Source organism: Arthrobacter sp. BI5 (genome assembly GCF_056680065.1).
Map to the genome: position 1 here is coordinate 3,505,960 of NZ_CM155264.1, position 15,336 is coordinate 3,521,295.

At 65.8% G+C, this 15,336-nt stretch carries 16 protein-coding genes; 3 read left to right on the plus strand and 13 right to left on the minus strand.

Annotated features, from left to right (window positions below):
• Positions 1 to 17: 17 nt before the first annotated feature.
• Positions 18 to 845 carry a GOLPH3/VPS74 family protein gene (locus tag AC1MED_RS16240; RefSeq protein ID WP_479784341.1) on the minus strand — a complete coding sequence of 276 codons (828 nt, stop codon included), beginning with the start codon at positions 843 to 845 and terminating at the stop codon, positions 18 to 20.
• Between the two features lie 158 nt (positions 846 to 1,003).
• On the opposite strand from AC1MED_RS16240, the gene AC1MED_RS16245 reads away from it, so the two are divergent.
• Entirely contained in the window at positions 1,004 to 1,651 is a 648-nt protein-coding gene (locus AC1MED_RS16245) for a M15 family metallopeptidase (RefSeq protein WP_479784342.1), read from the plus strand.
• A 58-nt stretch (positions 1,652 to 1,709) separates the two neighbouring features.
• Here the strand turns inward: AC1MED_RS16245 and AC1MED_RS16250 are convergent, their stop codons facing one another.
• Positions 1,710 to 2,150 carry a hypothetical protein gene (locus AC1MED_RS16250; protein ID WP_479784344.1) on the minus strand — a complete coding sequence of 147 codons (441 nt, stop codon included), beginning with the start codon at positions 2,148 to 2,150 and terminating at the stop codon, positions 1,710 to 1,712.
• 180 nt (positions 2,151 to 2,330) lie between these two features.
• Between AC1MED_RS16250 and AC1MED_RS16255 the strand changes: the two genes are divergently transcribed.
• Positions 2,331 to 2,915 (plus strand): PAS and ANTAR domain-containing protein, encoded by a 585-nt coding sequence (locus AC1MED_RS16255; RefSeq protein ID WP_479784346.1) that lies wholly within the window; start codon positions 2,331 to 2,333, stop codon positions 2,913 to 2,915.
• 143 nt (positions 2,916 to 3,058) lie between these two features.
• Here the strand turns inward: AC1MED_RS16255 and AC1MED_RS16260 are convergent, their stop codons facing one another.
• Positions 3,059 to 3,760 carry a GntR family transcriptional regulator gene (locus AC1MED_RS16260; protein ID WP_346957956.1) on the minus strand — a complete coding sequence of 234 codons (702 nt, stop codon included), beginning with the start codon at positions 3,758 to 3,760 and terminating at the stop codon, positions 3,059 to 3,061.
• A gap of 48 nt (positions 3,761 to 3,808) precedes the next feature.
• Here AC1MED_RS16260 and lhgO point away from each other — a divergent pair, with 48 nt between their 5' ends.
• Entirely contained in the window at positions 3,809 to 5,041 is a 1,233-nt protein-coding gene (lhgO, locus tag AC1MED_RS16265) for an L-2-hydroxyglutarate oxidase (protein ID WP_346957957.1), read from the plus strand.
• A gap of 103 nt (positions 5,042 to 5,144) precedes the next feature.
• Here lhgO and AC1MED_RS16270 read toward each other — a convergent pair whose 3' ends face one another.
• From AC1MED_RS16270 to AC1MED_RS16315, 10 genes are read right to left on the minus strand one after another with little or no spacing between them, the layout of a single operon-like run.
• Complete coding sequence (locus AC1MED_RS16270) at positions 5,145 to 6,305, minus strand: acyl-CoA dehydrogenase family protein (RefSeq protein WP_346957958.1); 1,161 nt, start codon at positions 6,303 to 6,305, stop codon at positions 5,145 to 5,147.
• 4 nt (positions 6,306 to 6,309) lie between these two features.
• Complete coding sequence (locus tag AC1MED_RS16275) at positions 6,310 to 7,524, minus strand: CaiB/BaiF CoA transferase family protein (protein ID WP_479784349.1); 1,215 nt, start codon at positions 7,522 to 7,524, stop codon at positions 6,310 to 6,312.
• 36 nt (positions 7,525 to 7,560) lie between these two features.
• Positions 7,561 to 8,457 carry a fumarylacetoacetate hydrolase family protein gene (locus AC1MED_RS16280; protein WP_479784351.1) on the minus strand — a complete coding sequence of 299 codons (897 nt, stop codon included), beginning with the start codon at positions 8,455 to 8,457 and terminating at the stop codon, positions 7,561 to 7,563.
• Positions 8,458 to 8,473: 16 nt separating this feature from the next.
• Positions 8,474 to 9,235, minus strand: coding sequence for an SDR family oxidoreductase (locus AC1MED_RS16285; RefSeq protein WP_479784353.1), 762 nt, complete (start codon positions 9,233 to 9,235; stop codon positions 8,474 to 8,476).
• 11 nt (positions 9,236 to 9,246) lie between these two features.
• Positions 9,247 to 10,152, minus strand: a complete 906-nt coding sequence (locus AC1MED_RS16290; protein ID WP_479784354.1) for a dihydrodipicolinate synthase family protein — start codon at positions 10,150 to 10,152, stop codon at positions 9,247 to 9,249.
• A complete protein-coding gene (locus AC1MED_RS16295; RefSeq protein ID WP_479784356.1) occupies positions 10,149 to 12,311 on the minus strand; it encodes a TRAP transporter permease in 2,163 nt (720 codons plus the stop codon). Before AC1MED_RS16295 ends, AC1MED_RS16290 begins: the two co-directional genes overlap by 4 nt.
• Positions 12,308 to 12,823, minus strand: coding sequence for a hypothetical protein (locus tag AC1MED_RS16300; RefSeq protein WP_479784358.1), 516 nt, complete (start codon positions 12,821 to 12,823; stop codon positions 12,308 to 12,310). Before AC1MED_RS16300 ends, AC1MED_RS16295 begins: the two co-directional genes overlap by 4 nt.
• Before the next feature lie 6 nt (positions 12,824 to 12,829).
• Positions 12,830 to 13,834: a TAXI family TRAP transporter solute-binding subunit gene (locus tag AC1MED_RS16305; protein ID WP_479784359.1), complete on the minus strand. Its 1,005-nt coding sequence runs from the start codon at positions 13,832 to 13,834 to the stop codon at positions 12,830 to 12,832.
• A 58-nt stretch (positions 13,835 to 13,892) separates the two neighbouring features.
• Positions 13,893 to 14,504, minus strand: a complete 612-nt coding sequence (locus AC1MED_RS16310) for a carboxymuconolactone decarboxylase family protein (protein ID WP_346957966.1) — start codon at positions 14,502 to 14,504, stop codon at positions 13,893 to 13,895.
• Positions 14,497 to 15,309 (minus strand): SDR family NAD(P)-dependent oxidoreductase, encoded by an 813-nt coding sequence (locus AC1MED_RS16315; RefSeq protein ID WP_479784360.1) that lies wholly within the window; start codon positions 15,307 to 15,309, stop codon positions 14,497 to 14,499. Before AC1MED_RS16315 ends, AC1MED_RS16310 begins: the two co-directional genes overlap by 8 nt.
• Positions 15,310 to 15,336 lie beyond the last annotated feature (27 nt).

A 15,336-nucleotide genomic window follows, 5' to 3' on the forward strand; every position in this document is an offset into this window, starting at 1 on the left:
GTCCCGGACCGGCGGGATCAGAGGGTGGCGGCTTCTTCCTGCGCCAGCCTGATCATCCGAAGTTCGTCCTCCACGGCCCGGGCTGGCCAGTAGTCCTTTGCCAGCTCGTCGGCGTAGCTTCGATCTGCTGCCGGGAAGAGCTTGCCGAACAGGCCGGCCGCCTGCAGCAGGGCGATCAGTGCCGTGGTTCGGGGATCCGGCGCTGCGGCGACGCGTTTCCCGGCCTCGGGGGCCTTCGCCGCAGGGGTGCCGGCGTCGGGGGCGCCAGCTTCCGGGCTTCCTGTTTCAGGGGCACGCGCCTCGGGCGCCCCCGCGGTGGTCGCCGACGCGGAACCCGACGTCCCGGCGTCGGGCGCTGCCGTGGAGGCCGCCCCGCCGGCATCGGCCGGGGCGCCACTGAGCGCGGCTTCGATCTTTTTCAGCAGCGCAGCTTCCGGGCCGTGGTCTTTCTCCGGGTACCGCGTGGACTTGAACAGGCCAAGGTGTTTCTCGCCGACGGGTTCCACGATGCCTAAAGACGCCATCCCCTCGTAGACACGTTGCACTTCGGCGCGGCCCTCCAGCATGGCGACCCAGCGCTTGGGCGTGTGGGGCCGCGATTTGCCGCGGATCAGCCCCAGTTCGTGCTGGAACTCGGTGGGCGGGGCGGCGGCGGTGGCACGGACGTTCTTTCCCTGTAGCCCGATGGCACCGGCCAGCTCCAGCTCGGCCAGGATGGCCCCGGCCAACGTGGTTCTGAGGGCAAACACCGGCACTTCGGGTTTGCCGTTTTGGTCGTTCGTTGCCAGCAGGAGGAAAGCCTGGGGAAGGTTCAGCTCCGGTGCCTTCGGGGTTTCAGCGTTCATACGATCATGGTGGGCCTGTTGGGCAGCCACCACATGAGGATTTCGTCCCGGATCTTCAAAGCCAAACACCCTCGACGCCGGCCGGACAGACCTGTAGGGTTCCCCGCATCTGTTCCGGACATTTCTGGGAGGCAACGGTGCTCAAGAGAATCAGCAGGATGACAGGCGCGGTGGCGGGGCTGATGCTCGCGCTCGGCATGATCGCACCGCCCGTGACGGCGTTGACGGCGGCGGGCTACGACATCGATTCCGCCTCCAGCCTGCAGGTGGTGGTCAACAAGCACCGGCCGCTGGACCCGGCCACGTACGTGCCGGCGCGGCTGGTCAGGGTCCAGGGGGAACGGCTGCGGTCAGAGGCCGCGGACGCCTACAAGCTGTTGGCCAAAGCCGCCAAGGGTGCCGGTGTGAACATCATTCCGGTCAGCGGTTACCGTTCGTACAGCCAGCAGGCCAGCCTTTATGACAGCTACGTGCGACAGTACGGACAGGCGACGGCGGATACGTTGGCCGCCCGGCCCGGCTTCAGCGAGCACCAGACCGGCCTGGCGATGGACATCGGCAACGCCAGCGGAGTCTGTGCCCTGCAGGCCTGCTTCGCCACCACCCCGGCCGGCAAGTGGGCGGCGCAGCACGCCATGACGTACGGATTCATCATCCGCTACCCCGCGGGTGCCGAAGACGTCACGGGCTACACCTACGAGCCGTGGCACCTGCGCTATGTGGGCAAGGTCGTCGCCCAGGAGATGAACGACTTCCCCACCCTTGAGCAATATTTCGGCCTGGAGCCGGCCCCGGATTACCTCTAGGGCCGGAACGGGACTAACAGCCAGCCTCATGATCCCGAGGTGATCCGTTTCCCTGGGTTCAGTCTTTCTGCCCCAGTTCCAGCAGACTGGTGTCGACCGTGCCGCTGCCAGGCGCTGGCGAGCCGCGAAGCTTCCGCAGCCTCGCCGCGTTGAATTCGTCCCGCGCCAGGCCGAACGCGTAGAAGGTAAAACCACCTGCCAGAAGAGTGAGAACCAGGGCGCCCCACAGCGGAGCTTCCCCGTGTCCGAGCGGCCCCAGAAAGAGCACCACCGAGAAGACAACTGCGCCAGCGGCAAACGCGGCAAGCAATGCCATTCCCTGCCAGGTGCTTACCTGCGCCTGCCCCCTGCCCGGGCTGAACCCGATCTCCTCCACGGGGTAGCTGTGCAACTCTCCGGACCTTGTCCGTCGGAGGACACGCTTCTCACCCTCCGCGACGGCTTTCTTATGTTCGGCGTAGGCCGCATCATCCCGCCTGTCGCGCTCACGGTCGTACATGCCGGCGCCTCCACCCTTCTTCGTCTCTACATCCATCCTCACGGCAGACAATTCCGGACGTCCACATCCGGCCACTCCCTGCTATATTCTGGTCTTTTCAAGCCCAGGCAAGGGGTTGCCGGGGCAATAGCACTTCGAACGGCCCCGTCAATGACACCCAACAGCAAATATCCCGGATCCGTGGCGCGAGGAATTCCCCATGATGAATTCCTCGACTGCCCCACCGGGCTGGTCGAATATTACTTCGCGGACGGTGCATTCCGTTGGTCGGATGGTCTGTACCGCATTTACGGGTACGAGCGGGGCGACGTGGTGCCGTCCATGGAGATGGCCCTGCCCCACATCGAGCCTGAGGACCGGCCCAAGGTCCAGGCTTACTGGGAGCGGGTGGCTGCCGTCGGCGGCCCGTTGTCCATCTACGTGTCCATCCGCGACCGCAAGGACCAGCAGCACAAGTTGCTTTTCTCCGCGGACTACATCCTCGACGGGTCCACGCCCGTCGGCGTCTGGGGCGTGATCGTGGACCTCACCCAGTCCATCCATACCGACCGCCACCAGCTCGCCACCGAGGCGGTCGCCGCGTCAGCGCTCAATCGGGCGGCCATCGAGCAGGCCAAGGGCATCCTCATGGGACGCACCGGAATCGACGCCGACCGGGCGTACGAGCTGATGAACAAGATGAGCCAGGACACAAACCGCAAGGTCCACGCCATTGCCCACGAGATCATCGAACGCACCACTGCTGGGTCCGACGGACCAACCTAAGCCCCTGCTGTAGCACCGGGACCTTGCCTCGGACCGGAACCGACCCCTGTTGCATGCAACATGCAACAGGAGTAGCTTGTGCTGATGAAGATCTGCAGAGTAGCTGATCCCAGGCCCCCTCCTCCTAGCGTTGACTTGGCGAGTCAGGTCCAGTTGAGAAGCGCCTCAACGTCGACCGCGGAAATGCCGCGTTCCTGCGCTTCGCGCGGGACAAGCAACCGGGCGGTATTGACAATATGGCGCCGCATGGCCTGTCCGGCTTTCTCAGGTTCCCCCGCCACGAAGGCCTCATAGACGTCCCGGTGGTCTTCAAAGGCTTCACGGGAGGACCGCGACCTGGGAACTGTTTCCACTCCGGTGAGCAGGACGACGTTACGGAGGTCTTCCAGCATTTTCACCACCCTGTGATTGCCTGACGTACTGAGCAACGCGAGGTGGAAGTCGCGGTCGGTTCGCAAGGTGGCGGCGGCATCACCGGTTTCGGAGCTCTGCTGAAAAGCGTCGAACGCCTCTGTGACCCTGCAGATATCGGCGGCGGTGCGGACCGCAGCAGCTCGCCGGGCCACTGGTACCTCGAGCATCAGTCGGACCTGGAACACCTCGACGAGGTCTTCGAGAGTTGTGGAGCGAACCCTCATCCCTTTATTGCGCTCGACCACAACGAGGCCGGTCGTCGCCAGCTGTTGCAGCGCCTCCCGTATTGGCGTTCTGGACACTCCAAGCCATTCGCCCAGCTGGGTGGCGGAGTACAGCTCGCCCGGCTTCAACTCACCGCCCAATATCGCAGTTCTGAGCCTCGTGATGGCCTGATCTGTCAGATTGTCTGCACGTTCGAGGTTGTCCACGAGCACATTCTCGCATGGACAACTTCCCTCCCAGTTATGAGGATTTACATGGTCGCGAAGCCATTGCGCTGTGCCGTCATCGGCGGTGGCATCATCGGTGTCGCCGTTGCACGTGAGCTCATTAACCAGCTCGACGGCGCGTCGGTTACGGTCTACGAGAAGGAGGAGAAACTGGCCTACCACCAGACGGGCCACAACTCCGGAGTGGTGCATGCCGGTCTCTACTACGAGCCAGGCGGACTCAAGGCCACCCTGTGCCGCCGTGGAGTCGACTTGCTGAAGGAATACTGCGCCGCCAAGAACCTCCCCTACGATCAGTGCGGAAAGCTGGTCATCGCTCAGACTGCCGAAGAAAACCGGCGGCTTGAAGACATCTTCGTCCGGGCACAAGCTAACGGTGTGCCCGGTGCCAGGATGCTGAGCGCAGAGCAGATCAAGGACGTAGAGCCGAACGCCGTCGGGGTCTCGGCACTGCACTCGCCTGAAACGGCCATCGTTGACTACGCCGCTGTCACCAACGCCCTCGCCGACGACGTCCGCCACGCAGGCGGGCAGATCAGGCTGGGACAGGAAGTCAGCTCCCTTGCGCAGCAGGGGCAGGGCGTTGTGGTCCACACCAAGGACGGAAGTGAACATTACGACCTCGCGGTCGCCTGTACCGGGCTCCAATCCGACCGGCTGGCCGCGTCGACGGGGGAACCGTCCACCCCGCGCATCGTGCCGTTCTTCGGGCAGTACTTTCTGCTCGGCCCGGAGGCACGCAATCAGGTCAAGGGACTGATTTATCCGGTTCCCGATCCGCAGCATCCTTTTCTTGGTGTGCACCTCACCAAGCGAATCGACGGCGAAATGATGCTGGGACCAAACGCATTCATCTCCTTCGGCCGGGAATCGTACTCCTGGAAGGACGTCAATGTGCGCGACGTCCTGGACTACGCGCTGTTCCCGGGTTTCTGGAACTTCGCCCGCAAGAACGTGCCGTCGGCGGCGCGGGAGTTCCACACGGTCGTCAGCAAACGCAAGTTCATCGCCGAGGCAATGCGTTTCGTCCCCTCGCTCGAGGGTGCGTCCATCGTTCCCGGCACGCGGGGTGTCCGCGCCCAGGCAATGAACGGTGACGGGTCGCTCGTGGATGACTTTGTGATTGCCCGCCGCCAGGATCTGGTCCTTGTCCGCAACGCGCCCTCCCCGGGAGCCACTTCCTCCCTGGCCATCGCCGAATACATTGTCAACCAGGCGCTCGACGGGCGCTCCGTCCCCGGCCGGGCCGGGGCCCGGTAACCGACGGCGCCCAACGACAGGAAGTCCGTGCTTTCCGAAAAGGAGGCACGGACTTCCTGGTCAAAGGAGATCACACGCGGGTGGTCCCGGGGTCACGACCTTCTCAGCGGAAGGCCGCGATACCGGTGATGTGGTTGCCCAGAATCAGCGTGTGCACCTCGTCCGTACCCTCGTAGGTGCGCACGCTTTCCAGGTTGTTGGCGTGGCGCAGCGGGGAATAGTCCAGGGTGATGCCGTTCCCGCCGAGCATGGCCCGGGCATCGCGGCAGATCTGGATCGCCTCGCGGCAATTGTTCAGCTTGCCCACGGAGATCTGGTGCGGCTGGAGCACTCCGGCGTCCTTCAGCCGGCCCAGCTGCAGGGCAAGGAGCGTGCCCTTGTTGATCTCCAGTGCCATGTTAACGAGTTTCTCCTGGGTCAGCTGGTAGCCAGCGAGCGGCTTGCCGAACTGCATGCGCTGCTGCGAGTAGTCCCGGGCCGTGAGGTAGCTGTCACGCGCCGCCCCCATGGCGCCCCAGATGATGCCGTAGCGGGCCTCGTTGAGGCACTCGAACGGGCCGCGGAGGCCCTTGGCGTTGGGCAGCATGGCGCTGGCTGGCAGCCGAATGTCCGTCAGTTCGATGTCGCACTGGATGGACGCGCGCATGGAGAGTTTCTGCTGGATGGGGGTGGCCTTGAAGCCGGGGGTGTCGGTGGGGACGACGAAACCGCGGACGCCGTCGTCGGTCATGGCCCAGATGATGGCCACCTGCGCCACCGAGGCCAGCCCGATCCAGCGCTTGGAGCCGTTGAGGATCCAGTCGTCGCCGTCGCGCTTGGCGAAGGTCAGCATGTTTCCGGGGTCGGATCCGGCGGAAGGCTCGGTGAGTCCGAAGCAGCCAATGGCGGTTCCGGCGGCCATCCGCGGAAGCCACTCCTGCTTCTGCTCTTCCGATCCGTGCTTGGCAATGGCGCTCATGGCCAGCGAACCCTGGACGCTGACAAACGTCCGCAGACCCGAGTCGCCGGCCTCCAGTTCCATGGCGGCCAGGCCGTACTCCACCGAGGTCCGGCCCGGGCACCCGTAGCCCTTGATGTGCATGCCGAGCAGGCCGAGTTCCGCCATCTGCGGGACTATGTCCAGCGGAAACTCCGCGCGCTCGTACCAGTCGGCGATATTGGGTTTGATGGCCGTGTCCACGAATCCGCGGACTTTCTCCCGCACGGCGACTTCCTCCGCCGTGAGCAGTGTGTCGATGCCGATGAGGTCTGAAGTGTCAGTCATGGTTCTACTTTCCGGTGGGGTGGGTCTGGAGGGCTGCCCGGCGGTTCTGCTCCGGGAAGCTCGCACCGCTGTGTTCGCCGAGCAGCGGCGGCAGCCGCCGATAGGTGGCGGGTGTTTCCGAAAGCTGGATCGGGTTGGCCACCTGGCGGGAGGTGCGGGGGCTGGATCCGTCCGCGATTTCCACCACGGGTTCCAGCCCCAGGTCGGCGGCCAGCTGGATCGCTTCCACGATCGAGTTGACCTTGCCGGCGGGTACGCCCGCCGCGCTGAGCAGGCCTGACCATTCAACCGCTGGCTTTTTCCGGAGCTGCTCCTCAAGCAGCGCCTTCAGCGCGACCCGGTGGGCCACCCTGTTCGAGTTCCCGCGGAATCTGCTGTCGTCGGCCAGTTCGGGAACGCCGAGCACCCGCGCCAGGGCGGCAAACTGCTTGTCCGTTCCGACCGCCAGGGCGAGCGGCCCGTCCGCGGTCTGCAGCGTCTCGTACGGCGCAATGCTGGGGTGGGCGTTGCCCATTCGTTGCGGGGATTCGCCGGTGGCCAGGGTGCTGGAGGCCTGGTTGACGAGGCCGGCAAGCAGCGAGGAGAGAAGGTTGACGTCCACCCGCTGTCCCCTGCCGGTCTGGTCGCGGCTCCGCAGCGCGGCCAGGATGCCCACCACCGCGTTTTGGCCGGTCACCACATCCACCAGCGCCACCCCTACCTTGCTCGGTTCCGACTCCGGGGATCCGGTGACGCTCATCAGTCCCCCCACGGCCTGGACCAGGAGGTCGTATCCGGGCAGGTGCGCGCCGCCCTTGCTGCCGAATCCGGTGATGGAGCAGTAGACCAGGTCCGGGCGCTCCGCACGGAGGGCGTCATAGTCCAGGCCGAAACGCTGCATGACGCCGGGCCGGAAGTTCTCAACAACGACGTCTGCCGCGAGCGCTATGTCGCGCGCCTGCGCGAGTCCTTCCTGGGTGCGCAGGTCGCACACCACCGAGCGTTTGTTCCGGTTGACGCTGGAGAAGTACGTGCCCGCGCCGTGTTCGTCCACGGGGGGCACCCAGGCCCGGGTGTCGTCACCGCCCGGGCTCTCCACCTTGATCACATCGGCGCCAAAGTCAGCGAGCATCATGGTGGCAAAGGGTCCGGCGAGGACTCGGGAGAAGTCCGCCACCTTGATCCCGTTCAGGGGTGCGGCGGCGGGAGGGGCGTGGGGGAAAGAGTGGGTGCTGCTCAACGAGCGTCAGCCTCCTTATGTTGTGGTCGTGCAGGTTCAGTTGGAGGCGGTCACGGGATTGCTGAGGGTTCCGAGCCCCGTCACGCGGCATTCCGCGACGTCCCCGGGTTCGATATGCACGGCTCCGGGGGTTCCTGTGGAGATGATGTCACCGGGGAAGAGTGGCATGACCTTGCTGTGGAAACTGATCAGGTAGGCCGGGTCGTAGCGCATATGCGACACTGTGTTGCTGCGGCGCACCTCCCCGTTGACCACGGTGGATACCGTGACCTCGCCCAGGGAACCGGCGGCCTCCTCCACCTCGGCGAGGGGCACAATCCGGGGTCCGAAGGAGAAGAACCCCGGAAAGTTCTTGGAGCGGGTGAGGAACCGCGGATTGCGCTGCAGGATATCTTCCGCGGTCTGGTCCAGGACCGGTACGACGCCGGCGAGATAGGACAGCGCCTCCTCGGGCTCGACATTGCGGCAGTATCGACCAATCACGACGGCGATCTCCGCTTCGGTGGTGGTGCGCTGGCTCTGCTCCGGGATCGGAATGTTCTCGTCCGGGCCGATAACGGTATGGTCCCCCTTGATGAACGACGCAGGCTCGTCGGGCACGGCTTCGGTCAGGTCGGAGGCGTGCTCCACGTAGTTCAGGCCGATCCCCCACAGCATGCGGGGACGGCGGTACGGGGCCCCGTAGCTGAGGTGCTCCGGGTCGCGGAAGACGGCGTCATCGGCGTTGGCTGCGGCCGTTTCGAGTTCCCCGAGCAGGTCCCCGGTCAGGACATCGAGGATGTCGCCGGTAAAGCCCGGGAGCAGTTCGCGGACCAACGCGGCTCCGCGTCGCGGGTGGACGACGGCCGCCTCTTCGCGGGCCTGCCCGGGGTCGGCCCCATCAGGGGTGGATCCGTCGCGGATGGTGCAGAGATGGAGGATGCGGGAAGTCATGGAATTGTTCTTTCGGTTAGTAGGAACGGACGAGTCCGCCATCGCAGCGGATCTGCTCCCCGGTCACGTAGGAGGCCGGTCCGCTCGCGAGGAAGGTGACGACAGCGGCAAACTCTTCGGGCGTGCCGTACCGGCCGGCGGGGATCGTTGCCTCCGAGGCCGCCCTCGCTTCCTCCGGCGAGCGGCCGGTGCGTTTGGCCGCCGCTGCGTCCAGTGAGCCGACGCGGTCGGTGTCGATGCGGCCGGGGAGCACCATGTTGACGGTCACGCCGTCCTTTGCCACCTCCGCCGCCAGGGTCTTCATGTACCCGGCGAGCCCGGCCCGCCCGATGTTGGACAACGCAAGGTTGGGCAGCGGCTGCTGCACCCCGCTCGAACCGACTGCCACCACGCGCCCCCACCCGCGCTCCCGCATGCCCGGAAGCACAAGGGAGGTGAGCCGAATGTGCTGCAACATCAGCTGGTGTACGGCGTCAAGGGCCTGTTCGGCGGAGACGTCCGCCGCACCGCCGGGAGGCGGTCCGCCGCTGTTGAGGATGAGCACGTCGATGGGGCCAAAGGCCTCCACCGCGGCCTCCACCAGGGCTGAGGGGGCGCCGTCGTCCGTAAGATCGATGCCGATGCCGACGGCGGAAGCCAGCCGGGCAGCTTCCGCCCGGACCAGGTCCCCGCGCCGCGCCGCCAACACGACGTTGGCTCCTTCCGCGGCCAACGCCCGGGCGACGGCGAGGCCGATGCCCGAACTTGCGCCCGGAACCAGGACGTTTTTCCCCTTCAAACCGGTCTCCATCAGGAGGTCACCACCCGGACGGCGTCGAGGTGGGCATCGATCAGGTCAGCCAGTTCCTGCGGCAGCTTCGGCGCGGGGGGCCGCACGATGGATTCGGCGATGATGCCGCGCCGGCGCAGTACTTCCTTGCGCAGGGCCAGTCCGACGCCGGGCTGGGCCTCGAAGTTCACCAGCGGCAGCCACGGGGCGAAGGCCTCGCGGGCGGCGGGGAAGCCGCCGTCGGCCCATGCGGTCAACGCGGCCTGGAGTCCTTCGGGGTGCGAGAATCCGGTCATGGCGCCGGCCGCGCCGGCGGCCAGCTCATCCAGCAGCCCCACTCCCCCAAGTCCGCCGTAGACGGGCACGGAAGTGGCGCGCGTCAGTCGGGCAATGGCGGAGGCCGTCGGCGGGGCCTCCGACTTGACGGCCACGATGAACGGGCACTGCGCCAGGACCTCGAGGATTTGCGCCGAAGTGATGTTCACGCCGGAAGCCACGGGGTAGTCCTGCAGCACGATTCCCGCTCCGGTGGCCCGGTGCACGGCGGTCAGATGGGCGGCGAGCACCTCCGGATCGGAGCTGTTGGCCTGCACCATGAGTGCCGCAAGGGTGCTGCCCGCCGCCTTAACCGCGGTCCCGGCTTGCTCCAGCGCCACGGCCGTTGACCGGGCCGAAAGGCCCACCACAAGGGGCGCGCCCTTTCCCGCCTCGGCCACCGTGCGCACAATGAGGGCCTGCTCCCCGGCATCCAGGGATGCGCCCTCGCCGAAGACGCCGAGCACCACCATTCCGGTGGCCGGTATTGCGGTGTAAAGCTCAACTTCGCGGCGCAGCGAGTCGGTGTCCACGGCAAAATGCGGTCCGCTGAACGGTGTGGCCAGGACTCCCCAGAGCCCGGGGGCGAGGTGCGGGATCTGTGTCGTCATAGTGGTGCGTTGTCCTTTCGGTCAAGAGCCTTGGAAGCCTTGTTCTTCCCGGTTGGGGATCCGGCCGCGGCTGCACCCGCCGCGTCCGGGCGATGCCGGCGTAGCCCGAGGATATGTACCAGGACGCCTACGGCGATGATCGCTGCCCCGATGCCGATGTAGAGGGGATCCATGACCAGCATGGGCAGTGACCCGACGCCGAGAAGAATCCGTTCGGGCCAGCGGGCCGGGCCGATGAGCCAGGCCCCGGTAGCCACGGCCAGGGCGGCAACAGCCAGGAGCGAGACGGTGAACGCCAGAGCAATCGACCCTGGGTCGCCCTGCAGGAGCAGCCCGACGCCGCCCTCGGACAGCACAAAGATGAACGGCACCAGGAACGCCGAGAGCGTGTACCGCCAGGTCAACCACATCGTCTTGATGGGTTTGCCGCCGGTGATGGCCGACGCCGCGAACGGCGACAGTGCCGTCGGCGGCGACACCTCGCTGAGCACCGAGTAGTAGAAGATGAACATCGCGGCAGCGAATGCCGAAACGCCGACGTCCTGCAATGCGGGTCCGATGATCACCCACGAAATGATGAAGCTTGCCGTTACCGGCACGGCAAGTCCCAGGAGGGTGACGGAAATGGCGGAGAAGATGGCCGTCAGGAGCAGGTTGCCGCCGGCGAAATCCACAATGATGTTCGCAAGCTTCAGACCCAGGCCCGTGAGGGTCATGATTCCGACGATCAAGCCAGCGGCTGCCATGACGGGGATCACGGACAGGGCCCCCATGGCTCCGACGGCGAGCGCGTCCCAGATGCGCTTGGGCGTCAGCCAGGACTGGCGGTCCAGGAAACTAAGCACAAACGCAAGTCCGGTGGCGTACACCACGGCCCGGAACGGTGTCATGCCCATGGACATGAACACCACGATCGCGATGAGGGAACTGAAGTGGTACCCAAACCGCAGCAGCAGTTTGCCGACCGGTTTGACGTCGAAATCCACCGCCCTGGTCTTGAACCGCCGGGCGTCCATCTCGATGGCGAGGATGATGCCGAAGTAGTAGAGGACGGTGGGAATCGTGGCCCAGATGAGCACCTGCAGGTATGAGACGTTCAACAGTGCGGCGATGATGAAGGCTGCGGCACCGAGCGTGGGCGGGGACATGATGGCGCCGATGCCGGCAGCCGCCAGGATGGCGCCGCCGTGTTCCTTCGGGTAGCCAGCCTTGCGCAGCAGGGGCCAGGAGATACCGCCGAGGGTCACGGTGGTGGCGACGCCGGAACCCGAGACGGTGCCCAGCAGGAAGCCCGCCAGGGTCACGGTCCGGCCGGGGCCCGACTTTGACTGTCCGAAGGCGGCGAACGAGAGGTCGATAAAGAATTTGGTTGCACCCGAGGCGCCGAGGACGGCCCCGTAGATGGTGAACAAGATGATGTACGAGGCCGCGACCTCCGTGGGGACTCCGAAAAGTCCTTGTGTGCCCATGACGTTGTGTCCAACCAGCCGAATCCAATTAAAGGACGACGTGTTGAACGGGGCAGGGATGAAGGACCCGAACGCCGCGTAGGCGAAGAACGCCAGCACAACCAGCGGGACGAGAATGCCGACCGTCCGGCGGGATGCTTCCAAGGTGACCAGGATGGCGATGACGCCCATGGCCAGGTCCAGGTAGGTCGGCGTGATCGCGCGCCGGAAGAAGCCGTCCCAATCGGAGATGATGTAGGCGAACGGAACCACGGCAAGCGCGGCGAGCAGCCAGTCGAGGATGGGCGGGTTGTCTTTGCGTCCTGAATCCTTAGCCAGGGCGGAGCGGCCCCATCCGCGATACACCAGGAACGTCATGGGCAGCGCGATCATCAGGAACGCGGGCAGGTAGAACTGGGTGGGCATTGGATTGAAGACCCAGTACAAAGAGAACAGGGACAGAGCCACACCGATGATCTTCACCGCGGTGCCAGGCATCCCGCTCAGGTGACGGGCGGGTTTCTCTGCCTCAAACTCCGCGATCAACGCCTCTTCGTCAATCACCCCATCTTCCGCGAGGTTCAGGGGGTTGGCGGCGTCGGCGGTGTCCGAGGCCGTCCGCACGGTGCTCCCCGTCCGCGTGGTGCTCCCCGGGTGTTCAGGCGAGGTGCGGGCGTCAACGGCTCCGTTGCCGTTGGGGGTCTCAGTCATGGGGTCTCCTTGATGGATAGCACAACGAACGGGTCGCTGTCTTCAACTAACTTCCATAGTTCAAGCGGCGGGGCACCGGGGATGTAGACGGTGCGGCGTCCGAGATCTGTTGCAGCCAGCGACAATCGGCTGAATTTCGCGGGGTGTCCGGGATCAGGGTTGGTCACCCATTTCCTACGGTCCGAGTCCGCGGCCACGGACGGTGGTCCGGGGACGGCGTAGTACTCTTCAAGCACTGCCAGCTGGTCGGCGGCCAACTGCACCAGGCGGTAGCTTCCGTCGTGCTGGACGGTGTATCGCTCCTCCGCAAGGGTGCCGTAGATGGAGTTGCGGTAACTCACCGAGAAGGTGTCTCCGGCAAAGGGCACGCTGGCCAGCACGCCGCCGTCGTTGCTGATCACCATGGCGCGTGCACGCTGGGGCTCGGGCGGCCCGTCGGCCGCAGCAATGCCGCCCATTCCCAGCATCCCGAGGCAAACGAGGCCGACGACGACGGCGGCTGGCTTACGCATGCGGTGCTAGCTTCCGGACTTGTCGAAGTAAGCCTTCGAACCTGGGCAGGTCTCCACGAAGGCAACCTTCCCCGCGGTGGTCTTATCCATCTCGCGCGCTGCGGGATGGACTTTAATCAAGGCCTCTTTGTTGTCAAAGAGGGCGGCGGTGATGTCCTGCTGAAGCTGCTTGTCCATCTTTGTGCTGGCGGCCAGGATATTCGGCGAAGCGATCGCCGGAACGGCCTCGGTCTGCCCTTCGTAGGTGTTGGCCGGGATGTCCTTCTTCTCGTAGTACGCGCCGTACTTCTTCGCGAGCGGCTCCGCGTACTCCCCGATCGGAAGCAGCTTCATGTCGCCGTCGCCGGCAAGGTCGATCAACGCCCCGGTGGGCAGTCCGCCGGACCAGAATCCTGCATCGATTGTTCCGTCGCGCAGCGCGGCGATGGTCTCCGCCGCGCCAAGCTGGCGACGCTGGATGCCCGACTTCGGGTCAATTCCGGCGGCCTCAAGGATGCGCAGGGCCCCTACCTCGGTGGCGGAGCTGGGCGCGCCGACCGAGATGACTTTGCCCGCCATGTCCTTTACGCTCTTGATCCCTTTGTCGTTGACGGTGACGGCCTGCATGAAGTTGTTGTAGATGTTGCCAAGGGAGCAGATCTCCTGGGGCTTTCCCTTGAATTCACCCTCGCCCTTGACGGCATCGGAGACCACGTCGCCCACAGCGAAGGCGAGTTGTGCCGAGCCGTTGCCGAGCAGCAGCATGTTGTCCACGGATGCGTTCGTCTCCTGGACGGTGGCGTCATAGCCCTTGACGTGGCCCCGGATCACCGTGGCAAAACCACCACCCAGCGGATAGTAGACCCCGCCGGTGCCGCCTGTGGCGATGGACAACGTGCCGCCCTGGCCGCCTGCACCGCCGCCGCCACCGCCGCTGGGAGCTGGGCTGCCACACGCGGAAAGGAAAACTGCCGGTACAAGAACTGCTGCTGCGCATAGGCGCTGCATACGCCTCCGGGCAGTGATGGTCATAGCGGTCATGGTTGTTTCTCCCTATTTTTGATCATGATGATGACTGGGTTGGTGGGTGTTAATTGGTCTGGCGTACGGGTTCTCCGGTGGCGGCCGGCGGGGCGGGAACGTCTCCGGCGGCGAGGATGCCTGCCAGCAGGCGGTAGTAGCCCACCAGCACGGAGAGCTCCGTGATGCCGCCGTGTCCGAAGTGTTCGAGGGCGGCCGCGTGGATGTCCTCGCCAACGGCGGTGCCGCGCAGCAGCGCCCGCGTCAGGCCCAGCGCCGCCCTTTCGTCCGTGCTCAGCGTGTCCGGGACTCCGCCGTCATGCAGCTGCTTCAGCTCGGTGCCGGTGATGCCGACGCCCGTGGCAACCCGGCTGTGCGCGTACCATTCGTAGGCGGACTCCAGTTCCGCGGCGACGGCGCAGATGACCAGTTCCCGCGTGCGGGCCGGCAGCGACCCGCCAAAACGCAGGACGGCGCCCAGTGCCTGTACGGCGTTTCCGATCGCAGGCGAGTGCAGCAGCGCATTAAAGGGCCCGGTGAGGCGTCCGGCGTCGTCGGCAAGGGCAAACGGCCCGTTTCCCCTCGGCGGGCCGGCGATGGCGTCATACAGATCGCGCTGCTGAACCGAGAGTTCATGCGGGGCGAGGAGCGGAAAGCGGCCGCCCCGGCTGGGTTCAGACAAGGGTCCTGCCCCCGTCCACGTACAGGACATGGCCGGTGACAAACTCCGCCTGGCGGGAAGCCAGGTAGAGAACAGGACCGGTAAGGTCGTCCACCGTACCGAGCCGGCCGGCGGGGACCATCGAGGTGTAGTGCTCGCGCACCCCGGGGCGGTCCAGATGCGCCCTGGTCAGTTCCGTGTCCACGTAGCCGGGGGCGATGGCGTTGACCGTGACCCCGTGGGAGGCCCATTCGCGGGCCATGACCCGGACCAGCTGGTTGATGCCGCCCTTGCTGGCGGCGTAGGGACCGTGATCGGGATGTGCCAGGAGGCTGGAGACCGACGAGCAGTAGATCTGGCGGCCGAAGCCGGCCTCGACCATGACGCGGCCCGCCGCGCGGCCGAGCCGGAAGGCGCTGGTGAGGTTGAGCTCGACGATGCGGCTCCAGTCCTCGTCCGCAGTTTCGAGAATCGGCACCCGGTGGTTGACGCCGACGCAGTGCACCAGCACATCCAGTCCGCCGAGACGTTCCCGGGCAGCCGCAACGGCGTTCTCGCAACCCTCGGTGGAAGTGAGGTCGACCCGATCCGTGGCCGCGGCCGGATCAAGAGCGGCCAGCCGGGACTCATCGCGGTCAACCGCGAGCACACTCGCCCCCGCGGCCACGAATGCCGCAACGCAGGCTCCCCCTATCCCGCCGGCGCCCGCCACGAGCACGCGGGCACCGTTCAACCCGAGCCAGTCGTTCGCGGACGCCGTGACGTCTTGCTGGACGGCTGGCACGCCTGCGCTGTCCGCATCATTGCGGGGTACTGGGAAGACCATTTGGATAATGTATCCAATATAGTGACG